Below are 24114 nucleotides of genomic sequence, written 5' to 3' on the forward strand. Positions count from 1 at the left end.
GTACCCGCACAGCTGTTGCGTTCCTGGGTGCTTCGTGATCGTTCGCGACGACTGCCGGTCTGGCGCGCTGCCAGGAAGGTCTCCACAGACACCAGGGGCTCGTGAGAGGGGACGCTCGACCAGACCCACGCTTCGGGCGGGTTGCAGCTCCCTCCGTCGGATTTGGTGGCCCGCCGGTTCCACACCATGTAGCCGGTGTACTTGGGGTTGCGGAGGATCTCGCGTACTGAGGAGTGTGTCCATCGCCCCACCGCCCGCCCGGGGTCCACCGGCTGTGGAGGCGGGTAACGGTCGAGGTCGGTATTGAGGCGATTGGCAATGGCCTCGTAGCCCATGCACTCCCCGACCCGCCACTCGAAGAGCGACGTGACGACGAGCCCGCGCTCGGGATCAGGAACCAGCCGATGCTTGGACGCTCCCTCGGCTCGTCGGGCCGGTACGGGATGAGGAATCTTCAGCGCGGCGTAGCCGTACGGCGGCTTGCCGATGTTGAATCCCTGCTCGGTATGAACCTCGGTACCGCCCCAGGACTTCTCCAGGAGCTCTAGGACGTACCACTCGGCGACGCCTTGCTTCACGCGCCGGGTCAGGACCTGCGTCGCCCGGTTGCCGCCGAGGGCGATGGGCTCGTCTGCTGCGAAGAGCGGGACGCCTGCCTCTTCCAGGCGGTTCTCGATGAGAGTTCCGACGTAGGTACGTCGGGCGATGCGCTCGATTGACTCGCAGATCACCGCGTCGAATCGCCGATCTGGTCGAGTGGCCTCCTCTAGCAGATCTTGGATGCCGCCTTCGCGTGGCACGGGGATTACGAACCTTTCGTGCCCCTTGCCCCTTCCCCGGGCAGCGAGGTCCTTCCGCCCCGATTCCACGTCGTAGAAGTGGACGGAGATCACGGCTTGTGCGGGCAGAGCTGCCCGGCAGGAGTTGAGCTGCCGAGGGATGGACAGTGTCGGGTCCTGCTGGTCCTCGGTTGAGACGCGCGCTGCGAAGGCGACCCGCAACGGTCCTGGAGCGCGATGTCCGCCGCCGGGTCCGGTCAGCCGGGTCCGGCGCCCTCCCCGGGATCCGGCTCTGAGGAGATCGGGCGAGATCGGTGCTGCTTTGCTACCCATGCCAGTACCTCGTTGATCGCACGTGCCTGCGCACGTTCCAGTTGAACGGCCACATCGCCTTCAGCAGCCATCACCGTCCAGACGAACTCAGTCGGTTCCTCTGGCTGGATGTCTTGCTTCCGGTCTTCGCGGGTCACCGCTCGCCCCGTGACGAGTCGGTGTCTCGCCGCCACCAGTCACGGTTGCGGGGATGTGTCCCGCCCGCGCGGTGGTGGTCCCGATATGACCGCTCATCTCGGCACCGAAGATCAAGGCTGGGACTCGCCGCCGGTCTTGACGGGATGAGGGTGACGGGCGAGGAGATGTGCTGGGCGTGGCCGGCGGGTGTGGTGAGGTGCCACCAGTCCCCGCACCGGTAGGCATGGAACTTGATTCCCGATGCAGCAAGCTTCGCGGCCCGGCGCGCTTTGCAGCGAGTTCGGTAGCGGGCTCGCCCGCATGCGCCACAGGTCCCGAGTTGCAGGCGTTCGAGGGTCTCAGCGGCTCGGTTTCGTCCCGGTGTGACCTGGAGTCGGCTGATGAGCCGGTGGATCATCGGTGGTCCTCGTTCAGGTCGCGGGCGGGCATGAACAGCAGGAGATCTTCATGGGCTGTGGCGCAGGCCGGGATGCCGCGTTCTCGGGCACGGCGGGTCTCCAACATCTGAAAGAACGAGGCCCGGTTGACCAGTTCGCCATCGCGGAGGCCGCATAGCAGCGCGGCGAGCCGGCCAGTGAGCACTAGCCCGGCTTGGTGGGCGCTGTCGGCGACCAGGCCGGGGAGGTCGATCAGCTCTCCCTTGACCCGGATCGGCCGGACCGTGACCGCGACCATTCCTCTGGGCCGCAACAGCTCGGCGCTACTGGCAAGGATCCGCGCAAACCCCTCCAGCAGTTCGTCCAGGCCCTGGTGAGCTAGGTTGCCGCGGTCGGTGGAGTAGCGGTGGTTCCACTTCTCGACCCGTCCGCTGCCGTCTCGGGTTCCGGAGCGCACATGCCCATGGGTGCGCGGGCCGTACGGAGGCGAGGTGAGAACCAGCGCGGCCTTTCCGCACAGAGGCGCGTAGGCGGTGGCGATGTTGCGGGCGTCTCCGATGGTGAGCTTGGCCGGTCCAGTGGCGCCCTGCCGCTGCGCAAGGAGCACGTTGCCAGCCGCGAGTTCCACCCAACTGGCCTCGTACTCCATACCCGCCGCGTCACGGCCCAGGTGGATCGCCTCGACAAGGGTGGTACCGATCCCGCACATCGGATCGATGACCAGCTCTCCAGGACTGGTGAACGCCTCGATCACACAGGCGGCGATGGCGGGCAGCATCTTTCCGGGATGCCGCATCGACTCGGCGGTGTAACGCCCCTTACGCTGAACCCGCGAGGGCTGTTGCCCAGTCGCCAGCACCGACGACAGGCCTTGACGACGAAGAGCGGCGAAGTGGGATGGCACGCTCACCGGCGACCTTCCTTCGGCTCGTCTGAACCTGTGGCTGGGGCGCCAGGTCGGGTGAACAGGCACACGTCGGCGTGCACACTCACCACAGGCGGCAGAGCCCTGGAACGGACATCACGCAGCTCAGCGAGGTCTGTGGGGCCGCTCTGCACGAGCAGCGCTTCACCTTTCACGGGCACGCGCAGGGCGATGACGTGTTGGCTGTAGCGAAATCCGACCTGGCTGGCCTGCCGAACGATGCGCGGGGCAGGGTCGATCAGGCGCGCGCCGTCATGCCGCGCGGTAGTGATTACAGCGAGGTGACCGCCGGGACGCAGGACACGCCAAGAGGCGGTCAGGAACGCGCCGAGCTGCTGGCCGTTGAGCATCCACAGATCGGCACGGCAGGCAGGGCAATCCCGAGTCCCGGGGCCCTTGGGGACCCGGCCACTGACCTCGTACGAAGGCGGCGCGGCGATGACCAGGCTGACCTGGCCGGCCTGATCGGCCATCCCGCGGTGCATCTGATCCGGTCGGCAAGGGCGCATTGCCACCCTCCGCAGCTGAAGCTCAGTCAGTTCGGTGCGGAGCTGTGGGCCGATGTGCTGGGCGAGCGGAAAGTGCGGCACGCACGCCAGAGCGCGCCGTCCCCGCCGCGCGGCGGTCGCCAGGGTGGTCTCGCTGGTGGTGAACGCCTCGGCGACGGTGTCACCTTCGGCGGTGCAGGTGTCGATCAGGTGGGCGGCCAGCTCCCGTCCGACCGCTTGCTGATGCTGCGGGCACGTACGAGCCGCCGCAGCACGCCCCGCCGCTCCATCTACCGTGGCGCGTCGCCGTGTTCCGATCCGGCGATTCTCATCACCGGAGTCAGGCTTGCTGTCCGAGCACAGCCACACCGTCAACGGCAGTAGCCGCCGGGTCTTCGCGCCCGTGTTGAAGCTGTGCCGGTCTGCGCCGGAAGCTCCTGGGTTGGAAGGCGTGTTGTTCATCGTGGGTGACCCAAGACGGCCACCCGGTCCCCGTTCACCTATAAAGCACCGTGATGAACCCGGATTTCGACAGCAGTCTCCTTAAAGATTCGACAAGCCGCCAGCCCTACCGAGCATCCACCAGGCGTTTCCGCAGGTAGAGCCGCTCATGGGTAGGTCGGCAGCCAGGGCCTCCGGGAGCAGTTGGGTGCCGCCAGGCGGACCCATCGTGATGCTGGGAGCCGGAGAAACCCTCGTCCCGCCGGAGGCTGTTGCCCTGATCTATCGCGGGGCCGAAGTTGTCAGTGGCGCATGCGACGCTACGGACATGCCGTACTGCGAGTGCTGCAAGAACCCCAACGCCATCTTCCAGGCCCCTAAGGTTCCGGATGGTCTACCGGCTAGGTCCACGACGCTGTGCGGCGTCTGTATGCGTCACTGGGGAGACAGCCCAAGGCTGGTCAAGCAACGGGACATCGACCATCACGGCATTTGGCAGGACGAGCTTGAACAGCTGAAGGAACATCACGCTGATGAAGTGGAAGAGCTGCAGGCCATCATCACCGACCTTCGAAACGAGGTCCGTCGCAAGCAAGAGTTGCTGGACAGCCGCCCCACTCGGATCGTAGAGAAGAACCTTGACCAAGAGACTGTTGACGCTGCCTTGGCGGACCAGTGGCGAGCATACCGCGCTCGAGACTGGGCATTTATCCGACTTTGTGAAGTTCATGTTCTGCACCGAGATGTCGGTGATGGCGACTGCAAGTGCGGAAAGAAGATAAGTCGATGCAAGGAAGCCGGGGTCGTTGACGGCTATCGGCAGCTCAAAACCTGGGAAGAGCGTGAGCTGCTGCGGCAACGGCAAGGACTTTCCCACAAGCTTCCAGATGACCACCCGGGGGTAATTAGCCATCGCTGGTCAAGTGGCGTAACAGAGGAAGAAGCAGAGGGATTTGACAATTTGTGGTGATGGTGGCGATACCCACCACAAGGGCAGGTAGGCGGCCAGCCCGCTACCTCGGCTAGGAACACCAAGAGCACTGGGCACATGGAGCCTTGGCGCTTCTTTGCCAAATAGATCCGTAACCAAGCTTCTGCCTAGGTCACGGACGATGTGAGTACTCTTCCTGCCCTTTACTTTAGCTGTGAGCTCCAGCCATCTTGCCGAGTTTGGCCTGGTCAGCGGCGTCCTCAGTAGTCGGCGCTAGCGTCGGCAGTGAGAAGCGACCTACCTGCGTGGCACCGGGGTTCGACTTTCTGGGCGTGCAGATCTGAAGGCGACCGATCCGGCCTCGAGCTTCCCGGGGGTTGCCATGAGCACCAAGCACGTCCGTCCGCACAAGCGTCGCGACGCCGCACCTGCGCGCTGCCCCAGCCTCGTTCCGATGCGTGAGGGCAACGCGTTGTCCGTCGCAGAGTCGACGTTCCAGCTTCTTGCCGAAGGGCCGGGCGCGCTGGCGCTCGACGGCCAAGCGCTCGGACTTGGGTTGCCAGCCCGGCTGATCGACCTGGCTGAGCTCCGCGGTCTTCTCCTGAACGGCGCAACCGATGAGGCCAAGGACGCGGTGTGGGCGGAACTGGTACGACGCGCCCGCACTGGCGATCCGGCCTGGGTAATCGGGTGCGTAGGTGTCGCGATGCCGGGCCTCAAGAACATCTCGGCTCGGGCCATCCGTACGGCACCAGAGCGGCTCGCCGACGACATCGTTTCCGAGCTGATCACCGAGTTCGTCGCCCAACTGCAACGGGTGGATCTGGACCGACGCAACATCGCGCCACGGCTGCTGCTGTGGGCTCGCAAGGGCGCGCTGCGCGTCCAGGGCCGCGAGTCACGCCTCGTCCCGACGGACCCGACAGAAGTTCCCGCCGCCCCTGCGGTGCCCGAGGCCGAGCCCGTTGGGCTGCTTGCGGAGGCGGTCGAGCAGGGCGTCATCACGAGGGCTGAGGCTGCCTTGATCGCCTCGACAAGGTTGGACGGCGTCACCCTCACCGAGCATGCGCGGGCATGCAAGGAGCCAGAAAAGCGGCTCTATAAGAGACGTGAACGAGCCGAGGCGAGAGTGGCCGCAGCTTTGAGGAACGGTCAAGTCTCGGCAATCTCTTCCGTCTCGGCGTCGAAAAACGGCTCCTGAGCGGTGCTTTAAGGGTGCCAGAGGATCACGGGCCGGTGCGGAGTTCGGGCGGACGGTTCACCCGGTCCCCACCGAAGCCACCATCCGTTCTGAGTCCTTGAGGAGGACACCCAGAGCCCGGCCGTACCGGCCCGTGATCCGACCTGGCAGCCAGTTCGCCCGTTCTCAGAATCGGAGACGCTGTCATGCGCCCGCCTTACCGTCCTCGACCCTGGATCCGCTGCACCTATGGGAGCGCCGTCCGCCGACCCTGCGGAAAGCAGCGCAGGAGACTGCATCACCCGAATACCCGCCGCCGTCTGATCGCTTCGGTCCTTTGGACCTGCGGATGTGCGGTAACCGCGTTGATGGTGCCCGGGATCGCCGAGGCCGCCTCGCAACTGGCTGCCCCGGCCTCGCTGAAGCAGGTCATCACCAACCTGCGCAACGTCATCGTTGGGCTTCTGGTTGGGCTGGCCACCTTGTTCGCCACCATCGGTGGTGTCCGGTACATCCTGGCCGGAGGTGACCCTGCCGAGGTCGAGGCCGCAAAGAAGACGCTGCGATACGCCGCGATCGGCTATGGCGTGGCGGTCCTGGCGCCTGTGCTGGTCAAGATGCTTCAGCAGATCGTCGGCGCCTAGCGATGCGAATTCGCCATCTGCGTCTCCGGCGGGTCAGGCCCTGGCTGCTCCTTGCTATGGGCTTGGCCGGAGCCGTCCTGGTCTTGGGGCCGACGGTGCTGATCGACCAGCCGGAGTCACAATCGGTCGCCTCGTTCTCCGGAGCCAGTCCACCACCCGTCCCTGAGCCAGATCCAAGCGGAGCCCAGACACCGCAACCTACGACTACGAGTGGTTCACCAAGGCCTTCTGCATCACCGTCGGCAGGCGGGCAGTGCCCGGGGCGGCAGAAGACCATCATCGCGCCGGGGGCGGCTACACCGGGGGTCCTGTGTGAGGTGTCGCCTGGACGATGGGAACCAGCTCCGACCTCGCCCACCCCGTCGCCGCAACAGAGCCCGGCGCCAGGTACGAGCCCAGACGAGGACTGTGGGTTTACTGACCTGGGTTGTCACGGCAAGGAGGCGGTGAACGACTGGCTTCAGGAGTTGATCGAGGCGGCGGCCCGGCCCGTGTTCAACATGTTGGGCTCCACGGTGCTAGGCACGCCCGAGCTGAAGTCTCAGGACATGGCGCGAGCACGGCAGTTGTGGGGCGTGTCGCAGACCATCGCCAACACGTGCTTCGTGCTGGTGGTCTCGGCCGCCGGGATCCTCATCATGGCCGGGCAGTCCCTTCCCGGGGAGCTCACGCCTCGCCAGTTGCTACCGCGGGTCGTGTTGGCCTTCCTGGCGGCGAACCTCAGCCTGACCTTCCTGGGGTACGGGGTCTCGCTGGCCAATGGCCTGGCCCAAGCGTTCCTGGACGGCGGTCCCGAGAAGATCAATGCCCGGGTGCTCGCCGACACTCTCGTCGGCAGTGTTCTCACATCGGTGGCCACCGGTGGGGCGTTCCTGCCGCTGGTGGCTCTGGTGGTGATCGGGCTCGCGGTGTGCGTGGCCTTCATCTACGTCGCCCGGCTCGCGATCACGATGGTTCTCGTCGCGATCGCGCCGCTGGCCTTGATGTTCCACGCCTTGCCGATGACCGATGGCCTGGCGCGGTTCTGGTGGCGGGGCATCTCCGGAATCCTGGCGATCCAGGTCTGCCAGGCCCTCGTACTCGTCACCGCGGTCCAGTTGCTCTTCACCGAGACCAAGGACACCAGTGGTGACTTCGCCGGTGTTCCGACCAAGAACGACCTGACCGACCTTCTGCTTGCCATCTGCTTGTTGTGGGTGCTGATCCGCATTCCGGCATGGGTGGCGCGAACGATCTGGCGTCCGGCGCAGCCTCGGATGCTCGGCCAGATGGCCAAGACATTCCTGATCTATCGCGGAGTCGGTGCGCTGATGAGCAAGGTCGGCCGCTCATCGGCGCTCAGAAGCGGGGCCGACCAGCGCCCTGGGCGCGGCAGGGCAGTACCGATCGGCACCAGGGAGCGCAAGCGGCGTAGACCTGCCCCGCTTCCCACGAATCCGCGTTCCCCTTCAGCTCCGCAAGGGCCATCTCCCTCCGGCGGCCCTGAGACCACACCGACGCCCGGAGGACGCCCCGTGCAACTGACCTTGCCAATCCCGCACGATTCCGAGACCAAGCCCACCGCCAAGAAGCGGCCGGTGCAGTTGGCTCTGCCGATCCCTGCTCCGCGCGTAGCGCCACGGCCCGCGCCACCACCGCTTCCGACTCGGCCGTCCGTGCGGTCCCGGCAGCTGATGTTCCCCGGCATGCCGAAGCGGCCCGTGCCGCATCGGCAGATGGCCTTGCGGCTCGACCCGCCCAAGCGAAGCCGGGGGAGGAAGCCGTGACCCGTCAAGAAGATGAGGCCCTGACCGCGAAAATTCCGGCCGACGTCGACCAGCCGGACAAGATTCTGTACGGGTTCACCGCCCGGCAGTTGGCCGTTCTAACGAGCACTGGACTCGTCGCCTCGGGCCTGTATCTGGCTGTGCACAGCTGGCTGCCGTTCGCCGCCGTGATCGCCTCCGTTCTTCCTGTCGTGGCGCTCGGATGTGTGGTGACCGTCGCGCGGCGCGACGGCATGAGCCTGGATCGGTATGTCCTGGCGGCTCTCAGGCATCTCCAGCTGCCTAAGACACGGGTCACCACAGAGTCGGAGGTAGTGGAACCCCCGCCTGGATGGTGTCGGGCACGCGGCCGTCTGCCCTCACCGCTTCGTCTCCCCGTACGCGCCGTTCGCCATGACGGCGTCATGGAGCTGGCCGAGGGCGGGCTCGCTGTCCTGGTACGCGCTGGCACGATCCCCTTCGGCCTGCAAACCCCTGCAGAACAGGCCGCCCTGGTGGCGGTGTTCGGGCGGTGGCTGAACTCCTTGGACGTTCCAGTACAGATCTTGGTCCGTACCCGGGCGGTAGATCTGTCCGGCCTGAGCGAGCACTTCGCCACTGCGGCCGCCGGTCTGGCGGAGCCGGCCTTGGAGCGCGCCGCCCATGATCATGCTGGCTTCCTCGCCGAACTGAACCAGGTACGAGATCTGCTGATCCGCGAGGTTCTCATCGTTCTCCAGAGCGGCGCCGGACAACAGCCTTCCGCCGCGCTTCCGTCATGGCGGTCTCGAAGCCGGAAGAGGCTCCGGGATTCCGGTGCAGCCGTGGTGATGCGTCAGGCCGAAGAGGCCGCTCGTGCCCTCTCCGTACTCGGCTTGACCACAGGTGTGCTGGACGCCTCCGAGTGCGTCGGCGTGCTGGCCGAGGCGCTATCCCCAGGCGGGCCCCACCCTGTGGATATCGCTGGCCCCGACGAAGTGATCACCGCCGAGGAGGCCAACTCATGAAGCTCTTCAGCACTCTCCGTTCGGAAGCGCAGCCGCCCGCGGACCTCACCGCCGGATCCGAGACGGAAAGCGCAGCGAGCGCCGAAGGGGTACCCGGACCATCAGCGCTTCGGGTTGGCGCCAAGGTCGTGGAGTTGCCCGGCGGGGTGTGCAGCTCCTTCGCGGTGGCCGGCTACCCGCGAGAAGTCAGCGCGGGCTGGCTGGAGCCCTTGCTCACCTATCCCGGTCGGCTGGATGTCTCGCTTCACATCGAGCCGATCCCGCCACTCGTGGCGGCGCAGAGGCTGCGGCGCCAGCTTGCCCGCCTGGAATCGACGTCCCGTACAAACGCCGAACACGGCCGCTTGGCCGATTTTGCCGCAGAGGCCGCCGCCGATGACGCCGCCGACCTTGCAGCATCTCTCGCGCGCGGCCATGGCCGCTTGTTCCGCGTCGGCCTGTATCTGACGATCCACGCTGCCGACCGCACCGAGTTGGAGGCGGAGTCGCAGCGGGTACGGGCGCTGGCTGCCTCGTTGCTGCTGGACGCCCAGCCCACCACCTTTCGCGCGCTTCAAGGTTGGGTCGCCACGCTGCCGCTGGGGACCGACAGGGTGAAGACGCGGCGCGCCTTCGACACTGCCGCGTTGTCGGCCGCCTTCCCGTTCACTTCGCCCGACCTCCAGCCACGGGTGCAGGAAACGCCGGTGCTGTACGGGCTTAACGCGCACTCGTCGGGGGTGGTGCTGTGGGATCGGTTCGCCCAGGACAACCACAACTCGGTGACGATCGCGCGTTCCGGAGCGGGCAAGTCCTACTTCACCAAGCTGGAGATTCTGCGGCTGCTCTACCAAGGCGTCGAGGTCGCCGTCATCGACCCCGAAGACGAGTACCGTCGTCTGGCCCACGCGGTCGGCGGGACCCACATCGGTCTCGGCGCCCCGCAGGTGCGTTTCAACCCGCTCGACCTTCCGCTCAGGCAGGACAGCGACACCCTGACGCGGCGGACACTGTTCGTCCAGACGCTGGTGGCCGCGATGCTCGGCCAGGACCTGACGCCTGCTTCGCGAGCGGTGCTGGACCGGGCCCTGATCGCCGCTTACGCAGCGCGCGGCATCACCAACGATCCAGCCACCTGGGAACGCCCCGCCCCACTGCTCGCCGACCTGGCCGCCCAACTCGACCTTGCTGTTCAAACGGGCGACCGCGAAGCGGCAGACCTCGCCGCCAGGCTCGCCCCGTACGTCACCGGTTCCTACAGCGGGCTGTTCTCCGGCCCGACCACCACCCAACCGAACGGGTCGCTCATCGTGTTCTCGCTGCGCGACCTTCCGGACGAAATTCGGCCTGTCGGAATGCTGCTCGCCCTCGATGCGGTCTGGCGGCGCGTGGCCAATCCGGCCGACCGGCGCAGACGGCTGGTGGTCGTGGACGAGGCCTGGACCCTCATGCACCACCCGGCGGGCGCCCAGTTCCTCTACCGGCTCGCGAAGTCGGCACGAAAGCACTGGGCGGGCTTGGCGGTGGTCACCCAGGACGCCGCCGACCTGCTGTCCTCCGACCTGGGTCGCGCGGTGATCGCCAACTCCGCGACCCAAGTCCTGCTGCGCCAGGCGCCGCAAGTCATCGACGAGATCGCGGCGGCCTTCGACCTGACCGAAGGGGAGAAGGCGTATCTGCTGGCCGCCGACCGAGGCGAGGGCCTGCTGTGCGGCTCCGGCAACAGCAGCGATCGGGCGGCCTTCTGCGCCCAAGCGAGCGCCTACGAGAACGCACTCGCCACCACCGATCCCGCCGAGCTGGCCGACATGGACAACGATGAAGGAGCCGACCCGCTGTGACCTTTCACTCGCGTTCCCTCACCGGTGCCGGCCCCTGGGTCGACCTCATCGAGGACCTGATCGATGATCCCGGCCACCTGGCCGCCCGCGCTTCCTGGTACAGCCTGGTCCTCATCGTGACGACCTTCACCGGAGCCGCGGTACTCGCCGGAGTACGGTCACTGCTCTGGCGCTGGCGCAACAACCGCCTCACCGAAGGCGCACGGTTGATCGAGATCGCCCTACCGCCGAACGTGGAAGAGAGCAGCGCCGCCGCCTGGTGGTCCCACCTGGCCGGGCTGGCATCACCCTGGTGGAAACGAGCGCTGTACGGCCAGCCGCATTTGGCCTGGGAATTCGTCGCGGACGTCAAGGGCCTGCGCGTCCAGATTTAGGTCCCCGGCACGGTCCCGCCCGGCCTGGTGGAGAAGACCATCCGCTCGGCTTGGCCTGGAGCCACCCTGACCACCACGCCCTCCGCTGCGCCGATCCCGATCGACGCATCCTCGACCGGCGGGCGCCTGGTAGTGGCCCGGCCTGAGCATTTCCCGCTGAACACCGAGCACAAGTCCGACCCGTTGCGGGCACTTCTTGGGGCCGCATCCGGCCTTGAGCAGGGCGAACACCTGGCCGTACAAGTGCTGGCTCGACCGGCCACCGGGCGGCGGTTGTGGCGCGCGCACAGAGCCGCGTCCGCCCTGCGCGGAGGTCGATCGACCGCGCTGCAAGGCGCTGCGTTCGACGTCCTCGTCCCAGGCGGCTCCGGCCATAGGCAGCCGGGTGAGCTGGCTCGGGTACACCCCGAACGCGCCGAGCAGGTACGCGCGATCCTCGCCAAGGCGAGCCAGCCGCGATACGAAGTCCAGATCCTTTACGCGGTGGCGACCAGCCGCCGCCAAGACCGCGCTGCCCAGGGTTGGCTGCGCGGTCACGCACACGAACTCGCCTCGACGTTCGCCCTGTTCACCTCGGGCAACCAGTACCTACGCCGCAGGCGAGTGCACGAGCCCTCAGCCCGCCTCGCAGCCCGCCGTCTGGGCCGCGGGTATCTCCTGTCGGTAGCCGAGCTGGCCGCGCTCGCGCACCTTCCCTATGACCCGAGCGCTCCGGGTGTGACACGCGCGGGCGCTTCTCCTGTCGCGCCGTCACCTGCCGTTCCGTCCACTGGCACCAACGGCCAAGAGGCGGTGCGGATCCTGGGCGATGCGGAGGCCGGGGCGCCTCGGCCGGTCGCGCTCACCGTCGCCGGCGCCCGCCAGCACTTGCACGTGATCGGCCAGACCGGCGTAGGAAAGTCGACCTTCCTTGCCAACCTCATCTTGTCCGACGCTCACGCTGGCCGCGGTGCACTGGTGATCGATCCCAAGGGCGATCTGATCAGCGAGGTCCTCGACCGGCTGCCTGAACGGGCGATAGGGCGGACAGTGGTGTTCGATCCTTTGCAGGCTGGTCCGCCACCATGCTTGAACGTGCTCGCCGGACCCGATCCTTCGTTCGCGGCCGAGTCGATCGTCACCACGTTCCGCCGTTGCTTCTCCTCGGCCTGGGGACCGCGGCTAGACGACCTCATGCGCTCGGCGTGCCTCACCCTCACGCGAGTGCACGGCGACAAGGCGACCCTGGCGCAGGTGCCCCCGCTCCTCACCGACTCCGGATTTCGGCGCGAGGTGACCGGCAAGCTGAAAGACGAACTCCTGTCGGGGTTCTGGGCCTCCTATGACGAACTGTCCCCGGCTGCGCGCGCGGCGGTGGTGAGCCCAGTCATGAACAAGCTCCGCGCGGTCCTACTACGCCCGTTCGTACGCGACGCGCTCTCCGGCACGGCCTCCACCGTGGATCTCAGGCGAGTCTTGGAGGGCGGCGGCCTCGTACTGGCCCGGATCCCCAAGGGCGTCCTCGGGGAAGATGCGGCCCGATTGTTCGGCTCATTGCTGCTCGCCCATGCGTGGCAGGCGATAACGCCCCGCGCCAAGCAAGCGGAGCACGCGCGTAAGGACGTCGCCGCCTACGTCGACGAGGCGCACAACTTCCTCAACCTGCCGGGCTCCATCTCCGACATCTTGGCCGAGGCTCGCGCCTACCGCTTCTCCCTCGTCCTGGCCCACCAGCACCTCTCGCAGTTGCCCAAGGACCTGCGAGAGGCCGTGTCGGCCGATGCGCGCAACAAGATCTACTTCGCCGTGTCGCCCGAGGACGCGGCGACTCTCTCCCATCACGTCTCGCCCTTGATCTCCCAGTACGACCTATCCCATCTGGGTGCCTACCAGGCGGCAGGGCGAATCGTCACCAACAGCGCCAGCTCTGCGGCGTTCACCTTCCGCACCCGTCCGCTGGCCGATGCGGTACCCGCACGAGCCGAGGCGGTAAGGGCCGCGTCGGCTGAACGGTTCGCCGCACGGCCTGAACGCCTGCTGCCGACGGCTCGACCTCGCACGCTCACCGACCGCGCGGAGGAGGAGTAATGCCCAGGCCCGCCAACCGTCTACGAGGTGTTCGGCGCCGTCCGCCCAGAATGACCCCCGAGCTGTTGGCCGATGTGGCCTGTCGGCTCACCAACCGGGATCGAGCCATCCTCGACCTGGTGTGGAAACACCGCGTTCTCACAACGCAGCAGCTCACCGCTTACTTCTTCCCGAGCCAATCTCGATGCCAGCAGCGGCTTCGCGTACTGCACCGGCTCCACACCATGCTGAGGTTCCAACCCTGGGCACCGGTCGGCGCAGAGCCCGCGCACTGGGTGCTGGGTCCGGCAGGCGCTCACATCCTGGCCGTACAGCGCGGGTTCCGCCCGCGCGAGCTGGGCTACCGCCAAGACACCGCCCTTGACATCGCGGTATCTCCCCGGTTGGGCCACCAGATCGGCGTGAACGACTTCTTCGTTCGCCTGCACGCCTACTCCCGGCACCGCGCCGACGGGTCCGCCCTGCTCAAGTGGCTACCTGAACGCGAGTGCGCCTCCGTCCACGGAGATCACGTCCGTCCCGACGCTTTTGGCCGCTGGTCCGAGGTAAGAGACCGCCGGTCGCCGGCCGCCCCGCCAAGGCGATTCGAGTTCTTTCTCGAACACGACACCGGTAGTGAAACCCTTGCCCGGGTCACAAGGAAGCTCGACGGATACGTCTCGCTCGCTCAAGCCACCGGCTCCATCACGCCCGTCCTGTTCTGGTTGCCCAGCCCGGCCCGCGAGGCCAACCTCCGCCAACTCCTCGCCACCCCTCGTATCCCGGTCGCCACCGCCGTACACACCCCTTCAACGTCAGCCGAAGGGCCAGCCGGTGCCGTATGGCTTCCGGCTGGGATCTCCGGGCCGCGACAACGGCTCGCCGCGCTCGCCGATGCCTGGGAGTACGCGCCGAATCCGACCGGCGCCTTCCCTGACGAAGACTGATGCCGCTGATCATCGGCGTCATCGTCGCCGTGTTCCTCCTCCTGGTCGTCTTCATCAGCGCGCTCGGAGCCGTCACCTCGGGCGGCGGGGACTCGATCTGCCAACCCGGACCCGGCAGCGCGGCCACCGACGACATCCCGCCCGCCTACCTGGCGCTCTATCAGAAGGCGGGAACGCAGTACGGCATCGGATGGAACGTCCTGGCGGCGATCGGAGACACCGAGTCCGACCACGGCCGAGGCCGAGAGCCAGGCATCCGATCGGGAACCAACGAGGCCGGGGCGGCAGGGCCGATGCAGTTCATACCGGGTACCTGGCGCGCCTACGCAGTGGACGGCAACGGGGACGGACACGAGAACATCTATGACCCGGCAGACGCGATACCGTCCGCCGCCCGACTGCTGAAGGCCAACGGCGCGCCCGCCCGGATGGAACGCGCGCTCTTTCGCTACAACCATGCGAACTGGTACGTGAAGAAAGTCCTGCGACGAGCCGCCGAGTACGCACGTGACGGTGATTCATCGGCCTGCGCGGGCGGGCTGATCCCCGCCTCGGGACAAGCGAGGGTGGCGGTACAGGCGGCCCTTCGCTGGATCGGAACGCCCTACTCGTGGGGTGGCGGTGGCCCTGGCGGCCCGTCGGAAGGCTTCGGGAGAGGTGCTGGCATTGTCGGTTTCGACTGCTCCAGCCTTGTCCAGCACGCTTGGCACAAGGCGGGGATCTCCATCGCGCGTACTTCTCAAGAACAGTGGCGGACCTTGCCGCACGTGCCGACCGGACAAGCACAACCCGGCGATCTCGTCTTCTTCGCAGGTTCTCTGGGCAGCCGCAACGCGCCCGGTCATGTCGGGATGGTGATCGGTGGTGGCCGCATGGTGGAGGCGCCCCGTACGGGCCTACGCGTCCGTGTCGCCACCATCGGCACCCGCTCTGACCTGGTCGGCTATGCCCGACCCGTACAGCGCCGCTGACGGCCTTACGGGGCCGCCACCGGGGCGGCGCCGGTGCGCACCGCCCAGCCTCGTCAGCGCGCGTACGCGGCGGTCACGGTGCCGGTCTGTGGAGAGCCGGACGGCGCCCGCCGCATCGGGCGGACGCCGACATAGAAGGGGTATTACCAGGCCACCGGCCTAGTAGCGGTACGGCTCCGTCATGTCGCCTTTGGGCTGGTGATCTCATCCAGATGCGCGGTCGCGCGGTAGAAGGCCCGAGTGGCCTCGATCCGGGCGCGCGCGAATTCCTGCTCGATCGGGCACGCATGACGTGGAATCGACTGATCGATCAACGCACGGCGGGCGGCATCACGCGTCCGAGCCAGGGCCTCGGCAGGATCGGCGCCGTCGTTATCGATCAACGAGACGGCCCGCTGCCACCATCCGGCGACCGTGCGCGCGGAAACCACCGTCACCACGGCGACCGCCTCCAGCGGGTCGCCGTTGTCCAACGTCGCGACCAGCCGTGCCTCGGCCTGACCGCGCGAATCGGCCGTCTCGTCGGCGCGGTCACGTACGTACTCCTCGTAAACCGGCATGCCGGTTTCTCCTTTCGGTTCTTCCGTGTGATGGGAACGGGCGGGCTCGGGGCCGCCGCCCGTAGGCGGGGGCTCGGGGACCGCCACGGCGCCCCGTCGGATGCCCGTTCCGATGGGGCCACCGGGTTAGCGCCATGACGCCGTGACGTCCGCTGACATGGCCATACAGGCCCGTCATGCGGTAGGGGCGGAACCGGTCACCGGTCCCGCCCCTACGGTCACGTCAGGCGTCCTGCGCCGCGCGCGTGTCGGCGGCGGGACCGGCCTGGGCGGCGGCGCCGTTCGTTGCGGGTGTGGCGGCGCGGTAACGGGCGGGGCGTTCGTTGGTCAGGACGGCATCGCCGTTCTTGACCAGGGTGTCCAGGGCGTTGGCAACGGCACCGGACGACCGGTCCAGGACTTTGGCGATGTCGCCGGGGGTGAAGTCGGCGTCCGGGTGGGCCTTCAGGTGGGCGATCACCTCGGGCCGCAGCGGGCGGGGGGCGGCACGGTGCCCACCGTTACGGGTACCGCCGTTCCCGCCCCCGTTGCCACCCGTGCTGGTGCGGGCGGGGGTGGCCTTGGACGCGCGCCGGACGTTGCCGGTCTCGGCGAACACGCGTTCCAGCCCGGCCTCGGTGGCCGCGTCATCCCCGGCCACCACCGCCGCGTAAGTGGTGGTGACCGCCGCTAGGAGGTCGGCCAGCGCCCGGCGGGTGTCCTCGGCCGTCCGGCGCTGTGTCAGCTCGGCCAGGACCTTGGCGCGCCGCGCCTCCTCCTCGGCCACCGCTGCGCGCAGTTCGGCCTCGGCAGCCGCCCGCCGTTCGGCCTCTTCCTGCATGATCCGCATCGCTTCCGCGATCGCCTCGGGGGACACACCCGCCGCCGCTTCCTCTGGGCTGTCGGTCTCGGTGTGCTGGTCGCCCGTGTCCGCCGGGGCGGCGGGTGCCCACGTGTCCGGCAGGGCGCGGCCGTTCTCGGCCTTCCCGCCCGCCGTACGCGTCACGTGCCCGAGGGCGTCCAGGGATGCCAGTTCCGACTTCACGACCGCCCGCGTTAGCCCGGTCGTTTCGGCGATCTTCGGAACGGTCGCGCCTGGGTCGGACGCCACGGCGCCCCACACGGCGGCGCCCGTACCGCCCAACCCTGCGGGGGTGGCCGGGGCGGTTGCGGCGCCGTCAGCGGGAACGGTGGCGGCGGCGGTCGCGTCCGTGGCGGTGGTGATGTTCTTCGCGGCCATTTCATGACTCCTTTTCGTTGTACCGGCGGCGGCATTTCCGCCGCCGGTATTCCGTTGCCGTGTTCTGTTTTGTTGTCACCACCATTTCTCGACACGGAATCGACCTCAAGCCCCGCGCCCCGATTTTTACATCACCCCACTGGCTGAACAGCCTTACCGATTCCGCAATTCAAAACCGAATTTACCTAGAGGTCGCATGAGCGCCTTGACATCGCACGCTGGGGCGGATTTGCCGCGCGGCCGCAATCACGACCGACCTTCTTCTCCGCGATCGCGGCACCTTCGACGGCGACCGTGGGACTCGACCCACCTCAGACAGGAGCGGGACTGCAACTGCTCTGAGCGCCGGCGTTGGGGAGGGAGGATGGGAGTGGATGGACAGAAACGACCGCTGCCCGAGGGGAGGGAGCCTGGAGTGTCCCTCGAATCGCACATCACATCGCATTAGGACTCACCTGTATTGGCGAGTCGGGCCCACGGGACGGATACCCAGATGGCCGCCACCCTGCAGAGACGCGGGCCGCCGGGTGTCCTCTTCATAAGGAGGAGCCCGGACAGGAGACCGAAGAGGAGACGGAGAAGGAGACCCGAAAACGAAGATCAGAGGGCCTCGGCCTGCTTCTGCCCACAAGGGGAGAAGCAGCCCAGATAAGGAGAAGGCTCCGCCCGTCTCACTGACGGGCGGAGCCTCGGGGCGGGGCTCGTCTATCCTGAACCCCGAGGACCCAGCCTGGTATCGACAGGCTGGGCCCTCCTATGACACCAGCGAGATCTCCTGGTCGACGTCGGTCTCACCGGTGGCGGTGAGGCTGACGTCAGCCCAGACGGTGTGTCCCAGCTGGGCGCTCCCGTGCGTACCGATCGCCACGGCGAGCTTGGACACGATCAGCAGGCCCTTCCCTCCGCATTGGAGGTCCGTGTCCGTACGCTCCGTGCAGACTGTGGGGACACCCCCGCCGCCCAGGTCGGTGACGCCGATGTACGCCAGCTCGGCCAGCGTGACTTCGAGGCCGAACCAGCCATGATGCTCGCCTGAGCGCGTATGCCGGATGGCATTTGCTGCCAGCTCGGCCACCACCACCGCCACATCTTCCTCACGCCCGCTCCCCGCGAAGAGGGACGCCGCGAACACCCGCGCCGAGGTCACCTGATCAGGCCGCCCCGAGTACGCCCGACGCCACCGCATCGGCTCCGCCGACCACAGCCATTCAGCCGCAGAGCCCTGGCGCCACTTGTGCTGTCGCATTCTCGCGATTCCTCCTTTTCATTGCCGCCCGCCGCCGAAAATCGGCCCGATTGACACGCGCGGCCCGGAATCCATCAACCATCAACTCGCACCGGGAGGTCAAGTCCAGCATTCTCCGGCTTTTCTGCATCACAAGCCAGGCAAACGCAGCTGGCATATCCGCTGGCCTCCCGTTGGAGGCCACGCTTGCCCCTCCTCTACAAGGAATGGTGGCCGAGTGTTCGAGCGACTTGTTCACGTACGAGCTGATCAGGGCTGGCCTATTGGCTCGCCGGGTTCCAGGTGACGTATGAGCCCTACTTCCTCCGTCTGAGGCACCTTCGAAGGAGGGCGAACAGCACTGTTCAAGCCGGAACAGGCTCCAGTTCGGCCCAAACGACTTTTCCGCCCTCCGTAAGGGGGCGGGTTCCCCAGCGCGTCACGAGTTGCTCCATGAGCAGGAGCCCCCGTCCCGACTCGGCGGCGTAGTTCGCGGGCTGGAGCACGGGGAGCGCGTCGCTGCGATCCCAAGCCTCTACCACGGGCTGACCGGCCAGCAGGTACGCCCTGACGATCACGAGGTCGCCTTTGGCGGAGCCGTGCCGGACGGCGTTGGTCGCGAGCTCGCTGATCACTGTTCGCGCGATGTGGTCTTCGAGGCCCCAGGCTCCGAAGACCTTCGCGACGAAGTCGCGGGCCTGCTTGATCGCCTCGGGGATGGCTTGGATCACGATGGATTGCGGTGCGTCAGACGTCTCGATCATGAGGGGCCTTCGGTCGGTCGGCTTTCATGAACATTCAGCCACTCGACCTATGCCCTGCGTCACAAAGCGCAGGTGACACACGACAACCTTGCCGAGGTGAACCTCTCCTAGTTGGTAGCCAGTTGAGTGCGGCTTGAGAGACGATGACGCCATGACACCGCGTCGCAACAGGGCGAAGGTCAGTCACACCCTCCTGGCGTTCGGCCGCCGGTTCCGCAAGTACCGCGAAGCGAAGGGCTGGTCACAGGAGAACGCCGCCAAGCGGGCCAACAACGGGCAGGGCGTGACACCTCAGTACATCGGCATGGTCGAGACGGGCCGGACACGCTGCACCTACGAGTTCGCCGAGACCATGGATCAAGAGTTCGGCGCTGAGGGAGCGCTACTGGATCTGTGGGACGACCTGGTGAAGGACGCGGCCTTCCCGGTCTGGTTCGACTGGCCCAGCATCGAGGAGACGGCCGACGAGCTCGTTTCCTACAGCCTGTCGCTCGTGCACGGCCTCCTTCAGACTCCGGACTACGCCAAAGTCCTGCTGTACGGCGACCAAGAGGCAGTGGACGCCCGCATGAGGCGGCAGGAGATCCTCGTCAGGAAGGAACCGCCCCCGCCTGGTTGCACGTTCCTCATCGACGAGGGGGTGTTGCTGCGCGAGGTCGGCAACCCCAAGATCATGAAGGAGCAGCTCGAGCGCCTGGCACTCGCCCCCGAAGGGTCCGTATCGGTGCAAGTCGTACCTATGCGGGGAGACCACCTCGGTAACATCGGCTCGTTCACGATCGCCAACCTGGATGACCTGCGGGAAGTCGCCTATGTGGAGAGTGTGGCGCGCGGCTTCACCATGGAGGACAGTGACGACCTGTCCACGATGCGACGAGCGCTCCGAGAGATCCGCTCGCGAGCGCTTCCCACGAACATGTCGATTGATCTGATTCGCAGAACGGCGGAAGAACGATGGAGTTGAACAACGGCCAGTGGCGTAAGAGCAGCCACAGCGGCGGCAACGGCGGCGAGTGTGTTGAGCTGGCCGGCCTCCCCCACGTGGTGGCCATCCGTGACAGCAAGGACCCCGACGGTCCCAGGCTCGCACTCGACCGGAACGTCTTCCGGGCGTTCCTGGCACACATCAAGCAGTAACCCCCGTGACAGAGCGCCCAGTCCTCGATAGGGCTGGGCCTCTGCTTCTTTGATCGGTGCCACATTTACCTATGGGCTCGACTCCCTCAGGGGGGTGCATCACCATAGGCGCCATGACCTTGGCGCTGCACTGGTGGAGGCGCGTGGCTACACCAGCATCAGCATGGCTGTTGGTTGCAGTCGGCCTGCTTGTTGCCGTGGTGTTCCTCCCCCGAATGCTCGTCACGATCGACGTGGGAGGCACGCAGGCCACCCAGATGCCTCCAACTGCTAAAGCGACCGCGGTCAACCAAGCCCGTAGCGCCCTCCTGCAGGTGATCGGAGGCGCGGCGCTGCTCGCTGGCGCGTACTTCACCTGGCGGCAACTGCGACACACGGTGAGCGACAGCCGCGATCAGCGCACACTTGAGCGCCAAGCGCACACCACATCGCTGTTCAACAGCGCCGTTGAGCATCTCGGCAGCAGCGAGCCGCAAATCCGGCTCGGGGGGGTCTACGCCCTGGACCGGATCGGGCGTGACTCAACTGCTGATCGCGAGGCGATCGTGAATATCCTGGCCGCCTACATCCGGACGCGGTCACAGTGGCCTCCACCTGCGCAGGACCGCTTCGCAGCCGAGCGTCCCATAGACCAGGTGCCACCCCTGAGGGTCCGCGCGGTGGACGTGCAAGCAGCGCTCGCAGTCCTAGGAAGGTGGGGCCCCGTGGAAGCAGACCATGACGACTGGCCGACCGCCGATCTGACGGATACCGATCTTCGCATGGGCAACCTCGCAGGAGCCCACCTCTGGCGAGTTCGCCTGCGCGGCGCCAACTTGGCTCGGGCCAACCTTCGCGGTGCAGACCTTCGCGGCGCCGATCTGGAAGAAGCGGTTCTTGACGAAGCAGATGTTCGGGATGCCATAGCGGATGAGACGACATGGTGGCCTGCAGGATTCAGCCCAGAAACCGCTGGCGTGCAAATCAACAGCAGGTAGTACGGCCAGCGAGCCGTTGCAAACGCCCTCGTCGTCGACTTCGCCCTCGAACGTGACTCGCCCGTCACTGGCATCGACACCGGGACGATCCGCCGGATGGCTCGCGAGGGGTTCATGACCTTGGCCGCAGCCATCATCCGCTCCCGGCCGATCAGGTGACCTGACTGTCTATCTTGCTCAGGCCGATCCAGCATCCGCAAAGGACCCGATGACACCGTCCGCTCTGTCCTGTTCGCGCGAAACTGTCGGTGTTCACTCGGACCCGTCGGTGCTCGTGTCGGTGTCCACGTCAACCTGTCGTGTGATGACCATGACCTCCGAGCATCGCTGTTGTCGGCGGATCTGTTGTCCTGGGGTTGGCGGACCTTCTGTCCAGTAGTTGGCGGAGTTGTTGTCCGGTCTCCACGAACCTGGCCACGTCGCTTCGAAGCTCGCCACATGCGCGCAACAGCGCGGAGTCTTTGTCAGTGGGTACGCAGACTCGATGTCAGCGATGTGCCGTCGTACCATCCGCGCTCGGCGGTGCGGGCGGACGTTGTGCGGGGAGGATCTCGTCGCTCAACGATTGGTTCGTCAGCGGCGGCCGCTACCGTCACGGGACATGACGGACAGGGAGGCACGCCAGCAGGCGCATCGGGAGTGGACCGCCCGGCTGCGCGCCTGGGCAGACACGCAGGGCATCAGCATCAACCAACGCGGCCGGATCCCCGAGCAGGCCAAGGCGGCCTACATCGAGGCGACCGGCGACGACATCAGCGACATCCTCGCCCGGCTGCCACCGCCGCCTGCACCACCTGCGGCGTACGCCTGGCTGACCGAGACCTTCCACTGGCAGGCCTGGTACGGCGCACAGACCCATGCACTGACCTGGATCAGCGGCGTCGACCCGGCCGAGGTGTTCGCTGCGTATCCCGCCGCCGAGCACCTCGGCGAGCATCGGCTCGCCGACGTGGAAGCCATGCAGGGCCGCGGTCTCGCCGGCGGCGCCCGGATCGGTGATTGGACCTTCCTGTACCTGCCGGGCGAATGGCGAACGGCCTCGCTGGAAGACGCACCCCGCATCAGCCGGGAGCTGGACGCCACCGTCGTCACGTTCTGGCAGATCGGATCCCACCGTGACCGGTTCGGCTACGCCCGCGACGGAGACCTCAAGGTCGAGTTCGACCCGTTGTTCCCCGACGACCGGTACGGAACCGAGCCGAACCTGCTGACCGAGGAAATGAACCAAGCGGGCCTGCTGCCGGTCATCGAGGGCGAACCCCCCAACCACTCACCCCTGAGAGCCTTGGAGGTGGCTCGGCTGATCACCGGAGTGCACATCGACCCCGAGGTGCTCGACGGGCGGTTCCAATGGGCGCTCCTCCTAGCCAACGACAGAGGTGGCCGCTGACGCTCGTTCGAGGCACGAGACTGACGGAATCTCGACGTTCAACACCCATCCTGGTCCGCCTGCCTTGGACCGCGCCTGCCCGACCTGAACGCGAAGGACCCTCCGCGATGAGTTCACTCCTGGCCGCCTCAACGCGCGTCTCCGCGCTTCGGCTCGTCACCATCGACACGTTCGCGCGGACGACGGCGCTCGGCGTTGTTCAGCTCAACCTGTCGGAACTCAGGTCGGCGCATCCCGGCTCGACAGCTTCAACCGGAACGGACACGCTCAACCGCGGAACCGTCCGTCCGGTCCGTTATCTTCCGCACCGAACGGCGCCCTGATCTACCAGCCATGCCACCGACCTTCCCGGAGGAGCCATGCCCGAGGTGACGCGCGACGACGTCGAGTGGGTCGATGACGATGAGACGCTCGGCGAGGTTTTCTGTCTCACCTTCATCAAGGACGTCGACGAGACCGAGGCGCTGTCACGCTTGGGTGCCCTCCCAGACACGCTCCGCCCCCGCACCCTGGAGGAGGCGCGCGAAGCGAATGGCTCCTACGAGGCGGGCTACCCGGAGTTCGCGTTCGCGCTGAACCTCGGCACCTGGACGGTATTGATCGAGCCCGACGGCTGTCTGGGCTCGCTCACCGGGCCCTTGACGGCGCTGTCCCGGGGCACCGAGGCCGTCTCGGTACAGCGGCACGAATACGATGAACACGCCTTCCGCTACGCCGTCGACGGCACGCTGGTCACCGGCTTCGAGCCCACCTGGCCCCATCACCGCTGGGGCAGCGAGCCTGACCGCCTGCTCGGGAAGATGCGCGTGGCAGGCCTGGACCCAGACACCAAAGACGACGCCGAAGACGACTACGTGTCCAGCCCCTACGTCCCGGCCCTCCTCCTGGCGGGCCTGATCACCGGCGCCGTCCCGCATCCGGACGTCCTGGCCGCAGAGCCCCTGTCCGCCGAGATCGAACCCTGGTTCAGCACTGCTCCACCCTCGCTCTCTCTCAGCGATCCAGCCATGATCGCGGCCCTTGAAGCCGCCCCGCCGCACCTGCTCCGCACCGTCGCCGCACGCGAGATCATGCGCCTGGCCACCCTCCTCGACCTCGACGGCACCCCCGGCCTGGCTGAGACTGTCGCCGCAGCCGAGCGCGGCGAGCCCGTCACCGTCTCCCCCGACTCCGAACTCGGCACGCACGTCCGCTCCTGGCTGACACGCTCACGTCAGGCAAGCCGATCACTCAACGACTTCGCCCGCCCCAAGATGAGCGACGACGAGCGGATCGCCACCAACATGCTGGGCTGGTTCGCCGGCGCGTTGAAGGCTGCGTTGTGGCCCGAACCGCACGCCGCTGCCCGCGCCATGCTCTACCCGCTCACCCAGGGCCCTCCCCAACTCCGTGACCCCGCCCAGGAGACCGTCACCCTGCACACCCTCCGCAGCAACCCAGACCCGACGTAGCTGCAAACCCGCTGTCCAAGCCCCCACGCAAGCCCGCGTGCGGGCACTCGGAACGTGGCACGGCGAATTCGTTCATCTTCCGTACCTACGTTGCGATGCACTCGGTCGCAGCGCCGCCAGCCCCCGCCGAATACGACACGGTCGAATACAACAGGGCACCGGTCCGGCGGCGGCGCGGTTGTCGAGCTGGTGGTGCGCGGGCGCGTCGCCGGCGGACGCTGGTCGGCCTCCTGGTGCCGCTCCCG

General features: G+C 67.1%; 23 protein-coding genes and 1 pseudogene. 16 read left to right on the plus strand and 8 right to left on the minus strand.

Annotated features, from left to right (window positions below; genetic code table 11):
• Positions 1-65: 65 nt before the first annotated feature.
• The 4 genes and pseudogenes from ACH34Q_RS20475 to ACH34Q_RS20490 all read right to left on the minus strand — a co-directional run.
• Positions 66-1112 (minus strand): annotated as a pseudogene (locus tag ACH34Q_RS20475) (recombinase family protein); the annotation flags it as partial.
• Positions 1037-1249, minus strand: coding sequence for a hypothetical protein (locus ACH34Q_RS20480; RefSeq protein ID WP_395984584.1), 213 nt, complete (start codon positions 1247-1249; stop codon positions 1037-1039). The pseudogene ACH34Q_RS20475 and the gene ACH34Q_RS20480, both read right to left, overlap by 76 nt.
• Before the next feature lie 394 nt (positions 1250-1643).
• A complete protein-coding gene (locus tag ACH34Q_RS20485; RefSeq protein ID WP_395984585.1) occupies positions 1644-2537 on the minus strand; it encodes a TRM11 family SAM-dependent methyltransferase in 894 nt (297 codons plus the stop codon).
• Entirely contained in the window at positions 2534-3502 is a 969-nt protein-coding gene (locus tag ACH34Q_RS20490; RefSeq protein WP_395984586.1) for a hypothetical protein, read from the minus strand. Before ACH34Q_RS20490 ends, ACH34Q_RS20485 begins: the two co-directional genes overlap by 4 nt.
• A gap of 208 nt (positions 3503-3710) precedes the next feature.
• Between ACH34Q_RS20490 and ACH34Q_RS20495 the strand changes: the two genes are divergently transcribed.
• From ACH34Q_RS20495 to ACH34Q_RS20540, 10 genes are all read left to right on the plus strand, one after another.
• Positions 3711-4451, plus strand: a complete 741-nt coding sequence (locus tag ACH34Q_RS20495; protein WP_395984587.1) for a hypothetical protein — start codon at positions 3711-3713, stop codon at positions 4449-4451.
• Between the two features lie 343 nt (positions 4452-4794).
• Complete coding sequence (locus ACH34Q_RS20500) at positions 4795-5613, plus strand: hypothetical protein (protein WP_395984588.1); 819 nt, start codon at positions 4795-4797, stop codon at positions 5611-5613.
• Positions 5614-5960: 347 nt separating this feature from the next.
• Positions 5961-6236 carry a pilin gene (locus ACH34Q_RS20505; protein ID WP_395984589.1) on the plus strand — a complete coding sequence of 92 codons (276 nt, stop codon included), beginning with the start codon at positions 5961-5963 and terminating at the stop codon, positions 6234-6236.
• 446 nt (positions 6237-6682) lie between these two features.
• A complete protein-coding gene (locus ACH34Q_RS20510; protein WP_395984590.1) occupies positions 6683-8002 on the plus strand; it encodes a hypothetical protein in 1320 nt (439 codons plus the stop codon).
• The gene (locus ACH34Q_RS20515) at positions 7999-8988 is read left to right on the plus strand and encodes a PrgI family protein (protein ID WP_395984591.1); all 990 of its coding nucleotides are present in this window, start codon (positions 7999-8001) and stop codon (positions 8986-8988) included. Before ACH34Q_RS20510 ends, ACH34Q_RS20515 begins: the two co-directional genes overlap by 4 nt.
• A complete protein-coding gene (locus tag ACH34Q_RS20520) occupies positions 8985-10808 on the plus strand; it encodes a VirB4 family type IV secretion system protein (RefSeq protein WP_395984592.1) in 1824 nt (607 codons plus the stop codon). Before ACH34Q_RS20515 ends, ACH34Q_RS20520 begins: the two co-directional genes overlap by 4 nt.
• On the plus strand, positions 10805-11182 hold the full coding sequence (locus tag ACH34Q_RS20525) for a hypothetical protein (protein ID WP_395984593.1): 378 nt from the start codon (positions 10805-10807) through the stop codon (positions 11180-11182). The genes ACH34Q_RS20520 and ACH34Q_RS20525 overlap by 4 nt, the downstream gene beginning before the upstream one ends.
• Before the next feature lie 27 nt (positions 11183-11209).
• Positions 11210-13249, plus strand: a complete 2040-nt coding sequence (locus ACH34Q_RS20530) for a type IV secretory system conjugative DNA transfer family protein (protein WP_395984594.1) — start codon at positions 11210-11212, stop codon at positions 13247-13249.
• Positions 13250-13299: 50 nt separating this feature from the next.
• A complete protein-coding gene (locus ACH34Q_RS20535) occupies positions 13300-14175 on the plus strand; it encodes a replication-relaxation family protein (RefSeq protein WP_395984595.1) in 876 nt (291 codons plus the stop codon).
• Positions 14175-15146: a C40 family peptidase gene (locus ACH34Q_RS20540; protein ID WP_395984596.1), complete on the plus strand. Its 972-nt coding sequence runs from the start codon at positions 14175-14177 to the stop codon at positions 15144-15146. Before ACH34Q_RS20535 ends, ACH34Q_RS20540 begins: the two co-directional genes overlap by 1 nt.
• 179 nt (positions 15147-15325) lie before the next feature.
• Here ACH34Q_RS20540 and ACH34Q_RS20545 read toward each other — a convergent pair whose 3' ends face one another.
• The 4 genes from ACH34Q_RS20545 to ACH34Q_RS20560 all read right to left on the minus strand — a co-directional run bounded on the left by ACH34Q_RS20545 (position 15326) and on the right by ACH34Q_RS20560 (position 18914).
• Entirely contained in the window at positions 15326-15706 is a 381-nt protein-coding gene (locus tag ACH34Q_RS20545; protein ID WP_395984597.1) for a hypothetical protein, read from the minus strand.
• Between the two features lie 223 nt (positions 15707-15929).
• Positions 15930-16925, minus strand: coding sequence for a hypothetical protein (locus ACH34Q_RS20550; RefSeq protein WP_395984598.1), 996 nt, complete (start codon positions 16923-16925; stop codon positions 15930-15932).
• 754 nt (positions 16926-17679) lie between these two features.
• Complete coding sequence (locus ACH34Q_RS20555; RefSeq protein WP_395984599.1) at positions 17680-18171, minus strand: ATP-binding protein; 492 nt, start codon at positions 18169-18171, stop codon at positions 17680-17682.
• A 344-nt stretch (positions 18172-18515) separates the two neighbouring features.
• On the minus strand, positions 18516-18914 hold the full coding sequence (locus tag ACH34Q_RS20560; RefSeq protein WP_395984600.1) for an ATP-binding protein: 399 nt from the start codon (positions 18912-18914) through the stop codon (positions 18516-18518).
• A gap of 151 nt (positions 18915-19065) precedes the next feature.
• Between ACH34Q_RS20560 and ACH34Q_RS20565 the strand changes: the two genes are divergently transcribed.
• From ACH34Q_RS20565 to ACH34Q_RS20590, 6 genes are all read left to right on the plus strand, one after another.
• Entirely contained in the window at positions 19066-19878 is an 813-nt protein-coding gene (locus tag ACH34Q_RS20565) for a Scr1 family TA system antitoxin-like transcriptional regulator (RefSeq protein ID WP_395984601.1), read from the plus strand.
• Positions 19869-20051: a DUF397 domain-containing protein gene (locus tag ACH34Q_RS20570; protein WP_395984602.1), complete on the plus strand. Its 183-nt coding sequence runs from the start codon at positions 19869-19871 to the stop codon at positions 20049-20051. The genes ACH34Q_RS20565 and ACH34Q_RS20570 overlap by 10 nt, the downstream gene beginning before the upstream one ends.
• Before the next feature lie 113 nt (positions 20052-20164).
• On the plus strand, positions 20165-21028 hold the full coding sequence (locus ACH34Q_RS20575; RefSeq protein WP_395984603.1) for a pentapeptide repeat-containing protein: 864 nt from the start codon (positions 20165-20167) through the stop codon (positions 21026-21028).
• A gap of 601 nt (positions 21029-21629) precedes the next feature.
• Positions 21630-22418 carry a DUF6461 domain-containing protein gene (locus tag ACH34Q_RS20580; RefSeq protein WP_395984604.1) on the plus strand — a complete coding sequence of 263 codons (789 nt, stop codon included), beginning with the start codon at positions 21630-21632 and terminating at the stop codon, positions 22416-22418.
• A 107-nt stretch (positions 22419-22525) separates the two neighbouring features.
• Positions 22526-22741, plus strand: a complete 216-nt coding sequence (locus tag ACH34Q_RS20585; RefSeq protein WP_395984605.1) for a hypothetical protein — start codon at positions 22526-22528, stop codon at positions 22739-22741.
• Positions 22742-22777: 36 nt separating this feature from the next.
• Positions 22778-23869, plus strand: a complete 1092-nt coding sequence (locus ACH34Q_RS20590; protein WP_395984606.1) for a DUF6461 domain-containing protein — start codon at positions 22778-22780, stop codon at positions 23867-23869.
• The last annotated feature ends 245 nt before the right edge of the window (positions 23870-24114 follow it).

Origin of the sequence: Actinomadura sp. 9N407 (genome assembly GCF_044326315.1) — a bacterium.
Classification (GTDB): domain Bacteria; phylum Actinomycetota; class Actinomycetes; order Streptosporangiales; family Streptosporangiaceae; genus Spirillospora.

Excerpts from the sequence above, each read along its gene's own strand:
- ACH34Q_RS20490 (WP_395984586.1), bottom strand. The coding sequence starts at position 3,502 with ATGAACAACACGCCTTCCAACCCAGGAGCTTCCGGCGCAGACCGGCAC.
- ACH34Q_RS20500 (WP_395984588.1), top strand. The coding sequence starts at position 4,795 with ATGAGCACCAAGCACGTCCGTCCGCACAAGCGTCGCGACGCCGCACCT.
- ACH34Q_RS20505 (WP_395984589.1), top strand. The coding sequence starts at position 5,961 with ATGGTGCCCGGGATCGCCGAGGCCGCCTCGCAACTGGCTGCCCCGGCC.
- ACH34Q_RS20520 (WP_395984592.1), top strand. The coding sequence starts at position 8,985 with ATGAAGCTCTTCAGCACTCTCCGTTCGGAAGCGCAGCCGCCCGCGGAC.
- ACH34Q_RS20535 (WP_395984595.1), top strand. The coding sequence starts at position 13,300 with ATGACCCCCGAGCTGTTGGCCGATGTGGCCTGTCGGCTCACCAACCGG.
- ACH34Q_RS20540 (WP_395984596.1), top strand. The coding sequence starts at position 14,175 with ATGCCGCTGATCATCGGCGTCATCGTCGCCGTGTTCCTCCTCCTGGTC.
- ACH34Q_RS20545 (WP_395984597.1), bottom strand. The coding sequence starts at position 15,706 with ATGCCGGTTTACGAGGAGTACGTACGTGACCGCGCCGACGAGACGGCC.
- ACH34Q_RS20550 (WP_395984598.1), bottom strand. The coding sequence starts at position 16,925 with ATGGCCGCGAAGAACATCACCACCGCCACGGACGCGACCGCCGCCGCC.
- ACH34Q_RS20555 (WP_395984599.1), bottom strand. The coding sequence starts at position 18,171 with ATGCGACAGCACAAGTGGCGCCAGGGCTCTGCGGCTGAATGGCTGTGG.
- ACH34Q_RS20560 (WP_395984600.1), bottom strand. The coding sequence starts at position 18,914 with ATGATCGAGACGTCTGACGCACCGCAATCCATCGTGATCCAAGCCATC.
- ACH34Q_RS20565 (WP_395984601.1), top strand. The coding sequence starts at position 19,066 with ATGACACCGCGTCGCAACAGGGCGAAGGTCAGTCACACCCTCCTGGCG.
- ACH34Q_RS20570 (WP_395984602.1), top strand. The coding sequence starts at position 19,869 with ATGGAGTTGAACAACGGCCAGTGGCGTAAGAGCAGCCACAGCGGCGGC.
- ACH34Q_RS20575 (WP_395984603.1), top strand. The coding sequence starts at position 20,165 with ATGACCTTGGCGCTGCACTGGTGGAGGCGCGTGGCTACACCAGCATCA.
- ACH34Q_RS20580 (WP_395984604.1), top strand. The coding sequence starts at position 21,630 with ATGACGGACAGGGAGGCACGCCAGCAGGCGCATCGGGAGTGGACCGCC.
- ACH34Q_RS20585 (WP_395984605.1), top strand. The coding sequence starts at position 22,526 with ATGAGTTCACTCCTGGCCGCCTCAACGCGCGTCTCCGCGCTTCGGCTC.
- ACH34Q_RS20590 (WP_395984606.1), top strand. The coding sequence starts at position 22,778 with ATGCCCGAGGTGACGCGCGACGACGTCGAGTGGGTCGATGACGATGAG.